Annotated in this window: 16 protein-coding genes and 2 pseudogenes; 6 read left to right on the top strand and 12 right to left on the bottom strand. The window is 68.8% G+C overall.

Annotated features, from left to right (window positions below; translation table 11 throughout):
• Positions 1 to 304 (bottom strand): GntR family transcriptional regulator (locus tag B2Y21_RS08095; protein ID WP_292058749.1); only part of this gene is annotated, 304 nt, incomplete at its 3' end.
• A gap of 118 nt (positions 305 to 422) precedes the next feature.
• Here B2Y21_RS08095 and B2Y21_RS08100 point away from each other — a divergent pair.
• The 3 genes from B2Y21_RS08100 (at position 423) to pdxY (ending at position 2,855) form a co-directional block, all read left to right on the top strand.
• Positions 423 to 659 (top strand): thioredoxin, encoded by a 237-nt coding sequence (locus tag B2Y21_RS08100; protein ID WP_292058750.1) that lies wholly within the window; start codon positions 423 to 425, stop codon positions 657 to 659.
• A 109-nt stretch (positions 660 to 768) separates the two neighbouring features.
• The gene (gene glyA / locus B2Y21_RS08105) at positions 769 to 2,037 is read left to right on the top strand and encodes a serine hydroxymethyltransferase (RefSeq protein WP_292058751.1); all 1,269 of its coding nucleotides are present in this window, start codon (positions 769 to 771) and stop codon (positions 2,035 to 2,037) included.
• 17 nt (positions 2,038 to 2,054) lie between these two features.
• A complete protein-coding gene (pdxY, locus tag B2Y21_RS08110) occupies positions 2,055 to 2,855 on the top strand; it encodes a pyridoxal kinase (protein ID WP_292058753.1) in 801 nt (266 codons plus the stop codon).
• 6 nt (positions 2,856 to 2,861) lie between these two features.
• On the opposite strand, the gene B2Y21_RS08115 is transcribed toward pdxY, so the two are convergent.
• The 4 genes from B2Y21_RS08115 to B2Y21_RS08130 all read right to left on the bottom strand — a co-directional run bounded on the left by B2Y21_RS08115 (position 2,862) and on the right by B2Y21_RS08130 (position 7,564).
• A complete protein-coding gene (locus B2Y21_RS08115) occupies positions 2,862 to 4,019 on the bottom strand; it encodes a DegT/DnrJ/EryC1/StrS family aminotransferase (RefSeq protein WP_292058755.1) in 1,158 nt (385 codons plus the stop codon).
• A gap of 43 nt (positions 4,020 to 4,062) precedes the next feature.
• Positions 4,063 to 4,824 (bottom strand): YggS family pyridoxal phosphate-dependent enzyme, encoded by a 762-nt coding sequence (locus B2Y21_RS08120; RefSeq protein ID WP_292058757.1) that lies wholly within the window; start codon positions 4,822 to 4,824, stop codon positions 4,063 to 4,065.
• Positions 4,821 to 5,957, bottom strand: coding sequence for an alanine racemase (gene alr / locus B2Y21_RS08125; protein ID WP_292058759.1), 1,137 nt, complete (start codon positions 5,955 to 5,957; stop codon positions 4,821 to 4,823). The genes B2Y21_RS08120 and alr overlap by 4 nt, the downstream gene beginning before the upstream one ends.
• A gap of 116 nt (positions 5,958 to 6,073) precedes the next feature.
• The gene (locus tag B2Y21_RS08130) at positions 6,074 to 7,564 is read right to left on the bottom strand and encodes a PLP-dependent aminotransferase family protein (RefSeq protein WP_292058761.1); all 1,491 of its coding nucleotides are present in this window, start codon (positions 7,562 to 7,564) and stop codon (positions 6,074 to 6,076) included.
• A 115-nt stretch (positions 7,565 to 7,679) separates the two neighbouring features.
• Here B2Y21_RS08130 and hemA point away from each other — a divergent pair, with 115 nt between their 5' ends.
• Positions 7,680 to 8,927 carry a 5-aminolevulinate synthase gene (gene hemA, locus B2Y21_RS08135; RefSeq protein WP_292058763.1) on the top strand — a complete coding sequence of 416 codons (1,248 nt, stop codon included), beginning with the start codon at positions 7,680 to 7,682 and terminating at the stop codon, positions 8,925 to 8,927.
• Positions 8,928 to 8,930: 3 nt separating this feature from the next.
• Here the strand turns inward: hemA and B2Y21_RS08140 are convergent, their stop codons facing one another.
• On the bottom strand, positions 8,931 to 10,622 hold the full coding sequence (locus B2Y21_RS08140; protein WP_292058765.1) for a M1 family metallopeptidase: 1,692 nt from the start codon (positions 10,620 to 10,622) through the stop codon (positions 8,931 to 8,933).
• A 105-nt stretch (positions 10,623 to 10,727) separates the two neighbouring features.
• A complete protein-coding gene (rpmB, locus tag B2Y21_RS08145) occupies positions 10,728 to 11,024 on the bottom strand; it encodes a 50S ribosomal protein L28 (protein WP_087140498.1) in 297 nt (98 codons plus the stop codon).
• Positions 11,025 to 11,252: 228 nt separating this feature from the next.
• On the opposite strand from rpmB, the gene B2Y21_RS08150 reads away from it, so the two are divergent.
• The gene (locus B2Y21_RS08150; protein ID WP_234287632.1) at positions 11,253 to 11,738 is read left to right on the top strand and encodes a DUF3617 domain-containing protein; all 486 of its coding nucleotides are present in this window, start codon (positions 11,253 to 11,255) and stop codon (positions 11,736 to 11,738) included.
• A 53-nt stretch (positions 11,739 to 11,791) separates the two neighbouring features.
• Here the strand turns inward: B2Y21_RS08150 and B2Y21_RS08155 are convergent, their stop codons facing one another.
• The 3 genes from B2Y21_RS08155 to fdxA all read right to left on the bottom strand — a co-directional run bounded on the left by B2Y21_RS08155 (position 11,792) and on the right by fdxA (position 14,415).
• On the bottom strand, positions 11,792 to 13,033 hold the full coding sequence (locus B2Y21_RS08155; protein ID WP_292058769.1) for a benzoate/H(+) symporter BenE family transporter: 1,242 nt from the start codon (positions 13,031 to 13,033) through the stop codon (positions 11,792 to 11,794).
• 184 nt (positions 13,034 to 13,217) lie between these two features.
• On the bottom strand, positions 13,218 to 13,763 hold the full coding sequence (locus B2Y21_RS08160) for a CarD family transcriptional regulator (protein WP_046652322.1): 546 nt from the start codon (positions 13,761 to 13,763) through the stop codon (positions 13,218 to 13,220).
• Positions 13,764 to 14,073: 310 nt separating this feature from the next.
• Complete coding sequence (gene fdxA, locus B2Y21_RS08165; protein WP_003166185.1) at positions 14,074 to 14,415, bottom strand: ferredoxin FdxA; 342 nt, start codon at positions 14,413 to 14,415, stop codon at positions 14,074 to 14,076.
• A gap of 168 nt (positions 14,416 to 14,583) precedes the next feature.
• Between fdxA and B2Y21_RS08170 the strand changes: the two genes are divergently transcribed.
• Positions 14,584 to 15,222: a YceI family protein gene (locus B2Y21_RS08170; RefSeq protein ID WP_292058773.1), complete on the top strand. Its 639-nt coding sequence runs from the start codon at positions 14,584 to 14,586 to the stop codon at positions 15,220 to 15,222.
• Here B2Y21_RS08170 and B2Y21_RS08175 read toward each other — a convergent pair.
• Together B2Y21_RS08175 and B2Y21_RS08180 are read right to left on the bottom strand one after the other, a co-directional pair.
• Positions 15,219 to 15,489: pseudogene (locus B2Y21_RS08175) on the bottom strand (RNA-binding S4 domain-containing protein). The gene B2Y21_RS08170 and the pseudogene B2Y21_RS08175 sit on opposite strands and share 4 nt — an antisense overlap.
• Positions 15,486 to 15,861: pseudogene (locus B2Y21_RS08180) on the bottom strand (phosphonate-binding protein); the annotation flags it as partial. The pseudogenes B2Y21_RS08180 and B2Y21_RS08175, both read right to left, overlap by 4 nt.

Raw genomic sequence — 15,861 nt, forward strand, 5'->3', positions numbered from 1 at the left:
GGCGGGCGGCGGCGGGGCGAGCGCCCCAGTTCTGCGTGCCCAGGTCGGGCAGGTCGCGGGCGACGAAGGTGCCGCGCGACGCCTCGGCCGTCAGCCAGCCCTGCAGCACCAGCTCCTGATAGGCGGCGTCGACGGTGTTGCGATGGATGCCCAAGGCGCCCGCCAGGGCGCGGGTGCCGGGCAGGCGGTCGCCGGGCTTCAGCCGCCCGCGCTCGATCTCACGGATCACCGACCCCGCCAGATTGATGAACAGGGGCCGGGCGGGGTCTTCGATCAGTTCAATGACGACGGCGCTGCGCCCCATGATCCGGCCTATCGGATTTCAAGAAAGCGGCTCTTATGACAGGGCCGCTGGGTCGGGTATCCCACGCGCACTCCCAGGCAGCAACACTGCTGCGGGATCAGAAACAAGGGATAGGGTCATGGCCGAGAAAGCCGTTTTCTATCACGCAGGCTGCACCGTCTGCGTTGACGCCGAGCAGCGCTTCGTCGGCGCGCTGAATCCGGCGGCCTATGACGTCGAGGTCGTTCACCTGGGCGAGACGCCGCAGCGTCTGGCCGAAGCCGAGGCCGCCGGCGTGCAATCGGTTCCGGCCATCGTCATGGGCGGCGCCGTCTATCACATCAATCACGGCGCGGACCTTTCGGCCCTGCGCTGACGCACCTCGGCCTGGCTTCAGTCCCCCGAAGCCAGCCGCTCGGCGGGTCGGCGACCCTCCTCCTCAGAGGCCGACCCGCCGTCTTTTTCACTGGAATGACGGAGACGACATGGTTCTCGACCTGGCGACGCGGGCTCTGGACCCGCAACTGGCCCAAGCCCTGATGCTGGAGCGCCAGCGCCAGCAGGACAGCATCGAGCTGATCGCGTCCGAGAACATCGTCAGCGCCGCCGTCCGTCAGGCGCAGGGCTCGGTCCTGACCAACAAATACGCCGAGGGCTATCCGGGCCGCCGCTACTACGGCGGCTGCGAGGCGGTCGACATCGCCGAGAAGCTGGCCATCGAGCGCGCCTGCACCCTGTTCGACACGGCCTACGCCAACGTCCAGCCGCACTCGGGCGTCAACGCCAACCTCGCCGTGCTGTTCGCCCTGATCAAGCCGGGCGACCGCATCATGGGGCTAGATCTGGCCTGCGGCGGCCACCTGACGCATGGCTCGCCGGTCAGCCTGTCGGGCCAGTGGTTCGAGGTCAGCGCCTATCGGGTGCGCGAAGACGACGACCTGATCGACTATGACGACATGGAGCAGCGCGTCCTTCAGGACCGGCCACGCCTGATCTATGCGGGCGGTTCGGCCTATCCGCGCCGCATCGACTTCGCCCGGATGCGTCAGATCGCGGATCAGGTCGGCGCCTATCTGGTGGCCGACGTGGCCCACTACGCAGGGCTGATCGCGGCGGGCCTCTATCCCAATCCGACGCCGCACGCCCATGTCACCACCTCGACCACGCACAAGACCCTGCGCGGCCCGCGCGGCGGCCTGATCCTGTGCAACGATCCCGAGCTGGCGCGCCGCATCGACAAGGCGGTCTTCCCCGGTACCCAGGGCGGGCCGCTGATGCACGTCATCGCGGGCAAGGCGGCGGCCTTCCATGAGGCGCTGCAACCGGACTTTGTCGAATACTCCAAGGCGGTGATCGAGAACGCCCGCGTACTGGGCCAGACGCTGGCGGACGGGGGCCTGCGCCTGGTGTCGGGCGGAACGGACTGTCACCTGGTGCTGGTGGACCTGCGCCCCTTCGGCCTGACCGGCAAGGCGGCGGTCGAGGCGCTGGAGGATCACGGCCTGATCGCCAACAAGAACGCCGTCCCCTATGACACGGCCTCGCCCATGGTGACGTCGGGGCTGCGACTGGGCTCGCCGTCCTCGACCTCGCGCGGGTTCGACGCCGAGGCGTTCCGCACGGTCGGCGGCATGATCCTGACCATCCTCAAGGGTCTGCGCGACGGCGATCTCGACAGCGCGGCGGTGAAGGCGCAGGGAAGAGAACTGACGCGGGCCTATCCGATCGCCGGACCGGCGCTGACGCCCGCTTAAGGAGGTTCCGAACGCGCGTGCGGGTCATCTCGATACAAAGTCAGGTCGTCTACGGCCACGTCGGCAACAGCGCGGCGGTCCAGCCGATGCAGGCCATGGGGCTGGAGGTGGCGGCGGTGCCGACCACCCTTTTGTCCAATCACCCGCACTATCCCACCATGCGCGGCCGGATTCTGGAGACGGAACTGGTCGCCGACCTGCTGCTGGGGGTCGAGGAGCGCGACCTGCCCATGACATCCGGGGCGGTGGTCACGGGCTATATGGGCTCGGCCGCCAATGCGGCGGCGACGGCGGGTTTCCTGCGGCGCTGGAAGGCGAGGAACCCGGCGCTGCTGCACATCTGCGATCCGGTGATCGGCGATGATGATCTGGGCGTCTTCGTCGCCGAGGGCCTGATCGAACAGTTCCGCGATGAACTGACGCCGATGGCCGACATCATCACCCCCAACCAGTTCGAACTGGGCCGACTGGTCGGCGAACGGCCCGATACGGTCGAGGGGGTGATCGAGGCGACGCGCATCCTGAACGCGCGCGGCACGGGGCGGACGGTGGTGACGGGCTGCGTCCTGACCGACACCGCGCCCGGCGAGGTCGAGACCGTGGCGGTCGAGGGCGGGCTCGCCCATCGCACCTCCATCCCCCGCATCCCGATCCGGCCCAGCGGCACGGGCGACCTGTTCACCGCATACCTGACTGGCTGGCTGATGCGCGGCGAGGGGCTGGCCGAGGCCGCCGCCCGCGCCACCGCCGGGGTCCAGACCGTTCTGCTGCGGACCCAGGCGGCGGGCGCCTTCGAGATGCGCCTGACCGAGGGCTGAAAGCCCTCAGCCGAAGCTGGCGACGGCGGCGATCACCCGGTCCTGCACGGCCTCGTCCAGATAGGCGCTCATCGGCAGGCTGACGACGCGCTCGGCCTTGACCTCGGTCACGGCCAGTCCGCCGGGGCCGACGGGGTGCTGGCGATAGGCGGGCTGGCGGTGCAGGGGGATCGGATAATAGACGGCGGTCGGCACGCCTTCAGCCTTCAGATGGGCGGCCAGGGCGTCGCGATCGTCATGCTCGACGGTGAACTGCGCCCAGACCGAGCGGCCGTCGGGAATGACCACCGGCGTCGCCGCCACATGACCGGCCAGCCCCTGCACATAGCGCTCGGCGATGCGGTTGCGGCGCTCGATCTCGTCGGGGAAGATCTTCAGCTTCTCCAGCAGGACGGCGGCTTGCAGCGTGTCCAGCCGTCCGTTCATGCCCAGACGCGGGTTCAGGTATTTCGGATCGTGGGCGAAGGCCTGCGCCGCCGCATCCGCCGCTGTCGCCTGTCCGTGGACGCGCAGCGAGACCAGATGATCCATCAGGCTCGCCTCCTTCAGCAGCACCGCCCCGCCGTCGCCATAGGCGCCCAGAGGCTTGGCCGGGAAAAAGCTCAGCGTTGTGGCGTCGGCCCAATGGAGGGGATGCCGGCCGTTCAGGGTGCAGCCGAACCCCTGCGCCGAATCCGCGATCAGCTTCAGCCCGTGCTTCTGCGTGATTTCCGACAGGGCGGGATAGTCGGCGGGCTGGCCGAACAGGTCCACGGCGATGATCGCGCGGGGTTTCAGCACGCCCTCGCGCTCGACCGCCTCGACGGCGGCGCGCAGGTGGTCGGGGTCCATCGTCCAGGTGTCGGGCCGGATGTCGACGAAGACCGGCGTGGCGCCCGCCAGCGCCACAACCTCGGCCGTGGCGGCGAAGGTGAAGGCGGGGCAGAAGACGGCGTCTCCCGGCCCCACGCCCCACGCCATCATCAACAGCACCAGCGCATCCGTCCCGTTGGAGCAGGACAGGGCGTGGGGCGCCTGGCCGAAGTCGCACAGGGCCTGTTCAAAGGCGCCGACCGCCGGGCCCATGATGTACTGGCCGCTGGCCGCGACCTCCATAAGGGCGGCGTCGATGGTCGCGCCGATGCGGCGGCGCTGGCTGAGAAGATCGATGAAGGGAATGGTCACGCGTCGATTACTCCGGGGAGGGGGAGAAAGGCTGGTCCGGCTCTCAGGCCAGACCGGGCCAGTAGTGGGCGTTCGGCGTCGGGCGCGGGCCGAAGATGGCCTGTCCGACGCGCACCACGGTCGCGCCTTCGCGCACGGCCAGTTCGTAGTCGCCGGTCATGCCCATCGACAGGCCGGTGATGCGCGCGTCGATGCGCTCGGCCTTGTCGCGCAGGGACCGCAGCAGGGTGAAGCAGGGCCGCACCCGGTCGGGATCGTCGCTGAACACCGCCAGCGTCATCAGCCCCTGCGGCTTCAGCCGGGGAAAGGCCTCCAGCCGTTCGATGAAGTCCAGGGCATCATCGGGATGCAGGCCGAACTTGCTCTCCTCGCCCGAGGTGTTGACCTGGACATAGACCTTCATGTCGCGCCCGTCGGTCTCCAGCCGCTTGTTCAGCCCCTCGGCCAGCTTGAGGCTGTCCAGCGCATGAAACTCGTCCGCCAGACGGGTCAGGTATTTGACCTTGTTCGACTGCAGGTGGCCGACGACGTGCCAGCGCATCGACAGGTCGGCCATGGCCTCGGCCTTGTCGCGGGCCTCCTGCAGCTTGTTCTCGCCGAAGTCGGTGACGCCCGCGGCCCAGGCCAGACGCAGGATCTCGGCCGGAACCGTCTTGGTGATCGGCAACAGGCGCACGCTGTCGATCGGCCGCCCCACCTGTTCGCAGGCGGCGGCGATGCGGCGATGAACCAGCGCCAGATTGGCGGCGAACCGCTCGCGCGGGTCAGGCCCGAAGCGTTCTAGGTTTTCAGGCGAAAGGGTCACGAAACATACTCCCGACACAGGCGGCGGCCCAGCCGCGCGATGACTTCATAGTCGATGGTCGCGCCGTCCAGCGCCAGTTGTTCCGGCGTGCGGTTCGGGCCCAAAAGTTCCACCTGACCGCCTGCCTTCAGCGCATCGGGGGGCAGGGCGCTGATATCCACGACCAGACTGTCCATCGAGATGCGCCCGACGAAGGGCAGCAACCAGCCCTCGAATGCGGCGGCGCCGGTGGCCGATAACTGGCGCGGCCAGCCGTCGGCATAGCCCACGCCGATGGTGGCCAGCCGCATTCCCTTCGCCGCCGTGACGGCCCAGCCGTAGCCGACGCCCGCGCCCGCAGGCACGGCGCGGGTCTGGATGACGCGGCCCGTCACCTCGACCACCGGCTGCATGGGCCGCGCAGAGGGGGAGGCGTCCAGCCCGAACAGGGCCGCCCCGACCCGGCACAGGTCGTAGTGATAGTCCTGGCCCAGCCAGCACCCGGCCGAGTTGGCCAGGGAGCGCGGAATGCCCGACGGCGCGTGGGCCAGAATGCGCTCGAAGGCCTGACGCTGGCGCGCATTGCCTGCGTGGCCGGGCGTGTCGGCGACGGCCAGATGGCTGAGGAGCAGGCGCGGTTCGATCCAGCGGATCGGGCCGTCCGGGTCGAAGGCGAAGGCGGCGTCCTCGGGCGGCAGGCCCAGCCGCGACATGCCGGTGTCGAACTGGATCGCCGCCGCCAGCGGCCGCCCGACGGCCCGGCCCAGACGCGCCCAGCCCTGCATCTGCTCGCGGCTGTTCAGCACCGGGATCGCCCCGGCGGCGAGGGCGGCGTATTCGGCGCCGGGCGCCAGGCCGTTCAGCACGAACAGTTCGGCGTCGGCGGGCAGGACGCGGCGCAGATCCACGGCCTCGAACAGATGGGCGACGAAGAAGGCGCGGCATCCGGCGTCATAGAGGGCGGGCGCGATGCGGGCCGCGCCCAGACCATAGGCGTCGGCCTTGACCACGGCGGCGCAGGCGGCGGGCGCGATCCTGTCCCGCATGGCGCGATAGTTGGCGGCGACGGCGCTTAAGGAAACGCGAATCCGGCCGCCGCCGTGGTCGGATCGGCGGCCCGGCTGATCGGTCGGGAACAGGGCGAGGGCAGGCAAGGGACGGAAGCTTTCACGGCGTCGGCTGACCGCCGACCTCCGCACCCTAGACGGCGCTGTCCCGGCCATTCCCTGCCACGTCGGCGCAGATCGTCAGACCGCTTTGTAAGCGTCGATCACGCGGGGAACAGCTTCGCCAGCCGATCGACGGCGGCGTCGATCTCGGCCGGGGTTGAGGCGGCGAAGCCCATCAGCCAGCCGGGACGGCCCGCGCCCGCGTCATGCAGGGGCGTCAGGCCGGTCAGGTGGACGCCGACGCGCCGGGCCGCGCGCACCGTCTCGACCTCGTCGAAGCCGTCCTTCAGGAAGCAGGGCATCTGCAGGCCGCCGACGGGCCGGTCGGGCGTGACGACGTGGGGCAGGCGCGCCCTCACCGCCGCCTCCAGCGCATCCAGCCGTTCCGCATAGACGCCGCGCATGGTGCGGACATAGGCGCCGAACCGGCCGTCCTCGATGAACCGGGCCAGCGTCAGTTGCGCCACTGAGGCGGTGAAGCCGTCCATCAGGCTGCGCGCCGCGACCATCGGCTCGACCAGCGGGCGCGGCAGGATCAGATAGGCCAGCCTCAGCCCCGGAAACAGCGACTTGGTGAAGGTGCCCAGATAGAGGGTCCGGTCATGCGGGTCCAAGCCCTGAACGCAGGCGGTCGGCCGCCCGGCGTAGTGGAACTCGCTGTCGTAATCGTCTTCCAGAATCCAGGCGTCATGCTCGGTCGCCCACTGGATCAGGGCCAGCCGCCGGTCCAGCGACAGGGTGCGCCCGGTCGGAAACTGGTGCGAGGGGGTGACGAAGACCGCCCGTCCGTCCTCACGCCGGGCGAGCAGATCGTCGGTGCGCAGACCCTGCGCGTCGACCGCCACGGGCAGGCGCTTCAGCCCCGCCGCGTCCAGCGCCTTGGCGGCGCCCTGATAGGCCGGGTCTTCGATGAAGATGCCGTCGCCGGGATCGGCCAGCACCCGCGCGCACAGGGACAGGGCCTGCTGCGAACTGGTCAGGACCAGGATCTGGTCGGGATCGGCCCGCGCTCCGCGTTCCAGGTTCACATAGCCGGCGATGGCGCGGCGCAGGCGCGGATGACCCTGCGGGTCGCCGTGGTGCAGGGCGGCGGCGCCCTCCTCGCGCAGGGTCAGGCGGTGCAGCCGGTCCCACTGAGCAAAGGGAAACAGCCGCGTCTCCGGCACGCCGGGCGAGAAGGCCAGCGGGGCGTAGGGGTCGCGCAGACCTCCGCTGTCGGCCATCGCCTGCCCGCGCTTGCTGAGCGTCGGCGCCGTCGCCGGTTGCAGGGCGGGGCGGCGGCCTGCCGGGCGCAGCACGCCGCGCTTCAGCCCCAGTTCGGTCAGCTCGCAGACGAAGCTGCCGCTGCCGACGCGCCGCTCGATGAAGCCCTCGGCGTGAAGCTGGGCATAGGCCGTCTCGACCGTGTCGCGCGACACGCCCAGCGACCGGGCCAGCGTCCGCGACGAGGGCAGGGGCCGCCCCGCCGTCAGCGATCGCTCGACGATCAACTGGCGCACGGCGCGCTGGATGCGGGCGTGCAGGGGCAGGCCGGACTGGGCCGGGTGGTCCATGAAGGCCTGAACGGATTCCAGCTGGGCACGCTTCAGCAATGGTCTGCGGCTTCTTTCCAAAATGGCCGGAATGATCCGGCCAATCCAGCGTTAGGTGTCACGCCCCCGGCGGGATGGCAATGTCGCCGCCCGTCCTGTGATGGGATGTGATGTCATGGGCGCTTTCGATTTCGCCGACTTCTTCAGCCGCGATCTGGACGATCTGAAGCAGGAGGGCCGCTATCGCGTCTTCGCCGATCTGGAGCGGCTGTCGAAAGGCGCGCCCTACGCCTGGGATCACCGGCGCGAGCGGACCATCACCATCTGGTGCTCGAACGACTATCTGTCGATGGGCGTCCATCCCGAGGTGGTCGAGGCGGCGCAAGGCGCGATCCGCACCTATGGCGCGGGCGCGGGCGGGACGCGCAACATCTCGGGCACCAGCCACGAACACGTCCTGCTGGAACGCGATCTGGCCGATCTGCACGGCAAGGAGGCGGCGCTGCTGTTCACCTCGGGCTATGCGGCCAATGACGCGGCCCTGTCGACGCTGGCGTCGCGCCTGCCGGGGGCGGTGATCTTTTCCGACGCCCTGAACCACGCCTCCATGATCGAGGGCATGCGGCGCTCGGGCGTGGAGAAGCACATCTTCGCCCACAACGACTGGCGCGATCTGGACCGGCTGATGAGCGGGGTCTGCCGCTATCGGCCCAAGCTGGTCTGTTTCGAGAGCTGCTATTCGATGGACGGCGACTTCGCCCCTATCGCCGCCCTCTGCGACGTGGCCGAGAAGCACGGCGCCTTCACCTATCTGGACGAGGTTCACGCCGTGGGCCTGTACGGCGCGCGCGGCGCGGGCGTGGCCGAACGCGACGGCCAGTCGCACCGCATCAGCATGTTCCAGGGCACCCTCAGTAAGGGGTTCGGCGCCATGGGCGGCTATGTGGCGGGCGATGCGGCGGTGGTCGATTTCGTGCGCAGCCACGCGCCGGGCTTCATCTTCAGCACGGCCCTGCCGCCCTCGGTGGTGGCCGGGGTGCGGGCGGCGCTGCGCCATCTGAAGGCCGACGGCGCGCCGCGCCGGGCGCTGGCTGCACGCGCCGCCTCGATCAAGGCGGGGATGCAGCGGCTGGGTCTGCCGGTCCTGCCCAGCCCCAGCCACATCCTGCCGGTGATGATCGGCGACGCGGCCACGGCGCGGGCGGTGACGGACGCCCTGATGGAAGAGCACGGCGTCTATATCCAGCCGGTCAACTTCCCCACCGTGCCGCGCGGGACCGAGCGGCTGCGCGTCACCCCGACGCCGCTGCACAACGACGACGACGAGGATCATCTGCTGGAGGCCCTGGCCGCCGTCTGGGCCGACAACGCCGACTGGCGCCGGTTCTCGGCTGCGGCCGTGCGGACGCTGCAACCGGCCTGAGCCTCAGTCGGCGGTCGAGGCCTTCCACCGCTCCAGATACTCCAGCCGCCTCAAGACCTTTGAGCCCGGGTCCAGCAGGATGTGCGCGCCGGGCGGCGCTTCGAACGTCGCGCGCCCGTTGGTCATGGGCAGGGCGCGTAAGAGCCCGTCCACCTCGACCTCGACCGGCAGGGGGAAGGGGCGGCCGTCGCCGGTTTTCCATTCCAGCGTCACCCGCTCGCCCTGCCGCGTCATGACCAGATCGGGCAGGGCGGCCTGATAGAGGTAGGCGTCGAAGAACCAGCCCATGTCGCGGCCCGTCACCTCATTGACGATGGCCACATAGTCCGGCGTCGTGGCGTAGCGCGGCTGGAAGTTCCCCGGCCGCGGATCGGGACGGCCATAGACCAGACGGCGAAGGCTCTCGAAGAAGGCGTCGTCGCCGATGTGCAGGCGCAGGGTGTGGGCGATCAGCGCGCCCTTGTAATAGAGATCCAGCGCCGGGCCGGTCTTGTCGTCATAGACGGTTCCCGCGTCCTGCGGCTGGCCGGACACGACCGGGAAACGGTTGGCCAGGGTCAGCCGCATGGTCTGAAGCTCGGCCTGCATGGCCCGCTCGCCGTTCAGCCAGCGGGCGTAGAGGGGCTGCATGTATGTGCCGAACCCCTCATGCAGCCACATGTCGTCCCAATCGGCGTTGGTCAGCTGATTGCCGAACCATTCGTGCGCCAGTTCGTGCTGCAGCAGCCAGTCGTAGCCCTTGCCGTCCAGCTTGTAGCCGTTGCCGTAGGCGTTGATGGTCTGGTGCTCCATGCCCAGATGCGGGGTCTCGACCACGCCCATCTTCTCGTCGCCGAAGGGGAAGGGGCCGATGGCCGCCTCATAGAAGTCGAGCATCTGCGGGAACTCGTCGAACAGCGCCTGCGCCTTGGCCGGATCGGCCGAGGCCAGCCGCCAGAAGCGCAAGGGAATCACATTGCCGAACCGGCTTTGGTAGTCGGCGGCCATCTCCACATAGGGGCCGACGTTCAGGCTGATGGCGTAGGTGTCGGGCTGGCGCGCGGTCCAGTTCCAGGTGGTCGTGCCGTCGCCGTTGTCGCTCTTGCCGAGGAAGCGGCCGTTGGCGGGGGCGCTGAGGCTTGAGGGGACGGTGATGTGCAGATCGACCCGCTCCGGCTCGCCCTGCGGGTGGTCGATGCAGGGCCAGAACAGGTCGCAGCCCTCGCCCTGCACCGCGCTGGCGATCCACGGCTGGCCTTCGGGCGTCGTGGTCCAGACGAAGCCGCCGTCCCAGGGCGCGCGCTTGGCCTGATGCGGGCGGCCGGAATAGGCGATGCGGACGGAAACGCTTTCGCCCGCCGTCAGAGGACGGGGCAGGGGGATGGTCAGCCGCCCCTCGGGATTGGACCAGTCAGAGATCGCCCGGCCGTCCACGGTGATGGCGGCGATGGCGAAGACCGCATCCAGTTCGACCACGACGGCGGCCGTCGGCGCCGTGGCGGTGAAGTCGAGAACGGCGACGCCTTCCAGCGACTGGCTTTCCGGCAGCAGCTTGAACGACAGGTCCGCCTTGTCGAAGCGTAGCGCCAACTGCTCGGCCGTGCGCGGCGTGCCGCTGGACAGGGTGAAGGCGGTGGTTTCGCGCGCCGCCTCCTGCGCCATCGCGGGCGAGGTCAGCAGAGCTGTCGTCAGGCAAAGGACGGCGAGAGGGCGCAAGGTCGAGGCTCCGGCAGAACAGGCCACGAGGGTAGCGGGCCGACGCGCAAAAGAAAAAGGCCGGTGTTTCCACCGGCCTCTTCAAAATCCGTCAGTCGACGCCGATCAGGCGGCGGCTTGCTCGGCCAGCTTGGCGCGGACCTGACGCTTGATGCGCAGGGCGGCGATCGACAGCTGCTCGTCGCGAGCCTTGACGATGAAGGCGTCCAGGCCGCCCTTGAAGTCCAGGGTGCGCAGGGCGGCGTTCGAGATACGCAGCGAGAAGGTCTGGCCCAGAGCTTCCGACTGAACCTTGACCGTCTTCAGCGACGGCAGGAAACGGCGCTTGGTCTTGATGTTGGAGTGGCTCACGTGATGGCCGACCATGGGGCCGATTCCGGTGAGTTCGCAGCGACGCGACATCTGAAGATCCTCAAGGTCACATCCGCAATACCGGCGCGGACGCATGAAACAGGGACGCAGCGAGCAAGGAGGCCCGCGCGAGAGGGGGCCGTATAGAGGAAGGACTCGCCGGGCGTCAAGGCTGGAGTCGTCGTCCGGCGCGACAGAGTCATTCTGAAGGCGAGGGATCGCCTTCGTTCAGCACTCGTTCAAGGCGTGACTATATAGAGCAGACCCATGATGAGTCCCATGAACGGCAAATCCATGAAGACCTTGATCCCCTTCGCCCGGCTGATGGCCGTCGTCGCCCCGGTGGCCGCCGGCGCCGTGATGCTGGCCGCGCCGGCGTCCGCGCCTCAGGCCCAGTCGGCCGCCCAGTCCGAGGTTCTGCCCGGCTATTGGGAATACACCACCAGCGTCATGGGCGCCCGCGACACCGAACAGAAGTGCGTGCGGCCCAGCGAGATCAACCGATTCTTCGGCGGCCTGTCGACGCGCAAATGGCGGTGCACCTACCCGACCCGCGAGGTCGGGGACGGCCGCGCGCGCTTTGAGGGCAGCTGTCAGGACCGCAAGGGCCGCCGCATCAACGTGCGGCTGAACGGCACCTATGAAGAGCAGGCGTTCCGCTTCAACGGCGGCGCCCAGCTGGCGCGCGGCACGCCCTATATTCCGGCCAGCATTACCGCCCGCCGCCTAGCCGCCCAGTGCCCGGCCGGGGCGGAGTATTTCTGATCTGATTTTGGAAGAGGCCGGGACGCGCGTCCCGGCCTCTGTTCTTTTGCGCCCTATTCCGCCGGGCGCTCCGGCGCGGGCCTGGCCGACAGCAGGCTCTTGGCGAAGATCGCCAACTCGCCGTTCAAGGCCGCATAGGCGATCAGCCCTATCACCAGGCCCCAGAAGGCCCCGCCGATCCCGAACAGCTGGATATTGGCCGCCGCCGCCAGGAAGGTGATGAGGGCCGCCTCGCGGGACTTCGGTTCGGCCAGGGCGCCCGCTAGGCTGCCGCCGATGGCGCCCAGCAAGGCCAGCCCCGCCAGGGTGGTGATGAAGACGGAAGGCAGGGCCATGAAGACCGCCGCCAGGGTCACGCCGAACACCCCGATCAGGATGTAGAACACCCCCGCCGCCACGCCCGCGATCCAGCGCTTGGACGGATCTTCATGCGCCTCCTTGCCGGTGCAGATGGCGGCGGTGATGGCGGCCACATTGAAGGCGTGCGACCCGAACGGCGCCGTCAGCAGCGACCCGAGCCCCGTCACCGTGACCAGGGGATTGGCGTTGACCGCATAGCCGTCGTTCCGCAGCACCAGCATCCCCGGCATATACTGGCCCGTCAGAGTGATCAGGAACATGGGGATGGCCAGGCTGAGCAAGGCCTTGAACGAGAAGGCGGGCATGGTGAAGACCGGCGCCGCCAGCTTCAGATTCAGACCCGACAGGTCGACCCGCCCCTGCGTCAGCAGGAAGCCCAGCCCCAGCACGAGGATGCCCACGACCGCATAGCGCGCGGTGAACCGCTTCAGCACGACGTAAGCCAGGATCAGCAACCCCGCCAGAACGGGGTCGAGGCCGACGCCGCCGAAGGCCTGGACGCCGAAGGGCAGCAGTATGCCCGCCAGCAGGGCGGCGGCGATGGCGGGCGGGATCAGGCGGATCACCTTGTCGAACCCGCCGGACAGCCCCAGGACGACAAAGGCCGCCGCCGAGATCAAATAGGCGCCGATCGCTTCGGCGTAGGAGGTCGCCGCCAGGGCCGTGACCAGGAAGGCCGCCGCGGGCGTCGACCAGGCGGTGATGATCGGCGCCTTGTAGCGCCAGCTCAGCCACAGGCCCGTCGTCCCCACGCCGATGGAGATCGACCAGACCCAGGAGGCGGTCAGTTCAGGACTGAGGCCCGCGACCTGGGCCGCTTGGAACACCAGGATGAAGGTGCCGCCATAGTTGACGATGACCGAGATCAGTCCGGCGACGACGGGGTGCAGCAGGTCGCTCCACCGCAAGGGGGGAGAGGGGGCGGGCGTGGACATGGGGAGGGCCTCTGCGAACGACGACGATGCGCGCGCTCCTAGAGGATCAATGGCCGGTCAGACCTGTCCATTCATGGCCGTTTCGCCAGACCATTCGGTTTCACCGCGCGCTTGCCGACGGCGCTCATGAAAAAGGCCCGGCGTCGCCGCCGGGCCTTTCGCGTCGTTTGCGGCTCGCCTGAGGTCAGGCGGCCTCGGCTTCAGCCTCGGCGGCCGGAGCGACCGGCTTCTTGGCGCTGAGCGACTTGCCCAGCAGGGCCATGGCGGCGTCCTTGTCGATCTTGTTGGCGGCGGCGACTTCGCGGGCCATGCGGTCCAGGGCCGATTCATAGAGCTGGCGCTCGGAATAGGACTGTTCCGGCTGGGTCTCGGCGCGGTGCAGGTCGCGGACCACTTCGGCGATCGAAATCAGGTCGCCCGAGTTGATCTTGGCTTCATACTCCTGAGCGCGGCGCGACCACATGGTGCGCTTGACGCGGGCGCGGCCCTTCAGGGTCGTCAGGGCCTTGGACACGGTGTCGTCGGCGGCCAGGGTGCGCAGGCCGGCGGTCTTGGCCTTCTTGGTCGGGACGCGCAGGGTCATCTTCTCGTGCTCGAAGGTCACGACATAGACTTCCAGCGCCATGCCGGCGACTTCCTGAGTCTCGATCGCGGCGACCTTGCCGACGCCGTGCGCGGGATAGACCACCGCATCGCCAACCTTGAATTCCAGACCGGTCTTGCTCGTCATGTCATTCCTTTCCCGAACCGTAGGGATGAGATCGTCACCACGCTGATAGTGAAAAACCGCCCCTCCGCCGAGCACTGGGCCCGGCGGTTGAGGCGGAGGATCGCACTGTCAGACGCGAAAACGGATCACCAAACCTCAGGCCGACCTCGTCTCTAGCGGCGAGGTTCTGTCGTAAATGCGGGCGGCGCGCAGAGTTGCGGAACCGCCCGTTTCGAATAGGGAGGAACCTATCATAAAATTAGGAAATCTCAAAACATCCACAGGGCGCGCGGCGATGACCGGCGCATTGTGACCGCATTGTGGCGAATTCTTAGGAGCCTTTGCCCGGCTTGGGGCTGAAGTACTTCTCGAACTTGCCGGTTTCGCGCTCATACTGTTCGCGATCCGCCGGGGGCACGCCCTTGACTGTGATGTTGGGCCAGACCTTGGCGTATTCGGCGTTGACCTGCAGCCATTTGCCGTCGGGCTCGTCCTCGGTGTCGGGGACGATGGCGTCGACGGGGCATTCCGGCTCGCACACGCCGCAGTCGATGCATTCGTCCGGCGCGATGACCAGGAAGTTCTCGCCCTCGTAGAAGCAGTCCACCGGACACACCTCGACGCAGTCCATGAACTTACATTTCACGCAGGCGTCGGTGACGATGTAGGTCATGGCGTTCGGGCGGGCCTGTGGCAGCGAGGGAGGTCGAGGGCGGGCACATGGCCCCGACGGAACCAACTGTCAACCGAAGGCGCTGTTGCAAAGCTGTTCAGGCCCGATGTCGCCGGGCCCCGCTCCACATTCGTGACGCCCGATCATCGTCCATCAGGAGGCTCCACCATGCGTTTCATCTCTCACTCAGCCATCGGCCGTCTCGGCGCCGCGAGCCTCGCGCTCAGCCTGTTGGCCGGCGGCGGGGTCGTCGCCCAGTCCGCCCTGACCAAGGTTCCGTCCGAGGTCCAGGCGGGCGACTACAAGCTGGACCCGGAGCACGGCAAGATCACCTGGTCGGTCGATCACCTGGGCTTTTCGACCTATGTCGGCCAGTTCGTGAACGTTCAGGCCGAGCTGAAACTGGACCCCGCCAACCCGTCCGCCAGCACTCTGACAGCGACCATTCCCCTGACGGACGTGGCGTCGAACTCGGACGGGCTGAACCGCCATCTGCAGACGGCGGACTTCTTCGACACCGCCAACCACCCGGTCGCCACCTTCCGATCGACCCGGATCATGATCGACGCCGATGATCGCGACGAGGCGACGGTCCACGGCGAGCTGACCCTGCGCGGCGTGACCCGTCCGGTGGTCATGGAGGTCGAGTTCAATCAGGCCGGCCCGACGCGCGGCGGCTACAAGGCCGGATTCGACGGCGAGGCGACCATCAAGCGGTCCGACTTCGGCATCACCTTCGGCCTGCCCGCCCTGGGCGACGAGGTGAAGCTGCACATCGAAGGCGAGTTCGTGAAGGCGGCAGGCTAGGTCGGCGCGTCCAGCGGCTCATAGAGGGCGCGGGCTTCCTCGGGAGGGCCGCGTCTTTCGCCCATCTGCACCACGCGCACGGCGATAAGGCGCCCGCCCTGGGCGAACAGCACCTCGTCGCCGGGATGGACGCTGCGGCTGGGCTTGTCGAGCCGGGACTGGGCGCCGTTGTGCGTCAGGCGGATCGCGCCCTTCTCGACCANNGCGCGTCTTGGCGAAGCGCGCGCGCCACAGCCAGACGTCGATGCGGCAACTCTCGAGAGTCATTCGGTGGGCTTGCCCGCCGCAGCCCGCCGGGGGCGACGACGAGGCCTGCGCGCCGTCTTGGGTTTGGCGGCGGGCCGGGGCGGCTGGGTCAATTGAGCCAGGGCGGCGAAGGGCGAATCCTTGGGCGGCGGCGTCGGCTTGTCGGGGGACGGCGCCCGTTCCGCGCGCGGCGTGCGCAGGGCGGCGTGGATCGCCTTCGCCTGATCCGTCGTCCAGCCGAGGCTGTTCAGGGCTTCATCCGACAGCGGCGCCTTGCCTGCCGCCCGTTGAGCCTCGGCGAAGGTCTCCAGCGCCTCGACCGGCGCGGTCCAGCGCCCGACCGCGCGTCGTCCGAACGCCGACAGGGCGCGCGCCGACGGCGGCGGTTCGGGC

The sequence above is a fragment of the Brevundimonas sp. UBA5936 genome (assembly GCA_002430835.1).
Lineage (GTDB): Bacteria > Pseudomonadota > Alphaproteobacteria > Caulobacterales > Caulobacteraceae > Brevundimonas.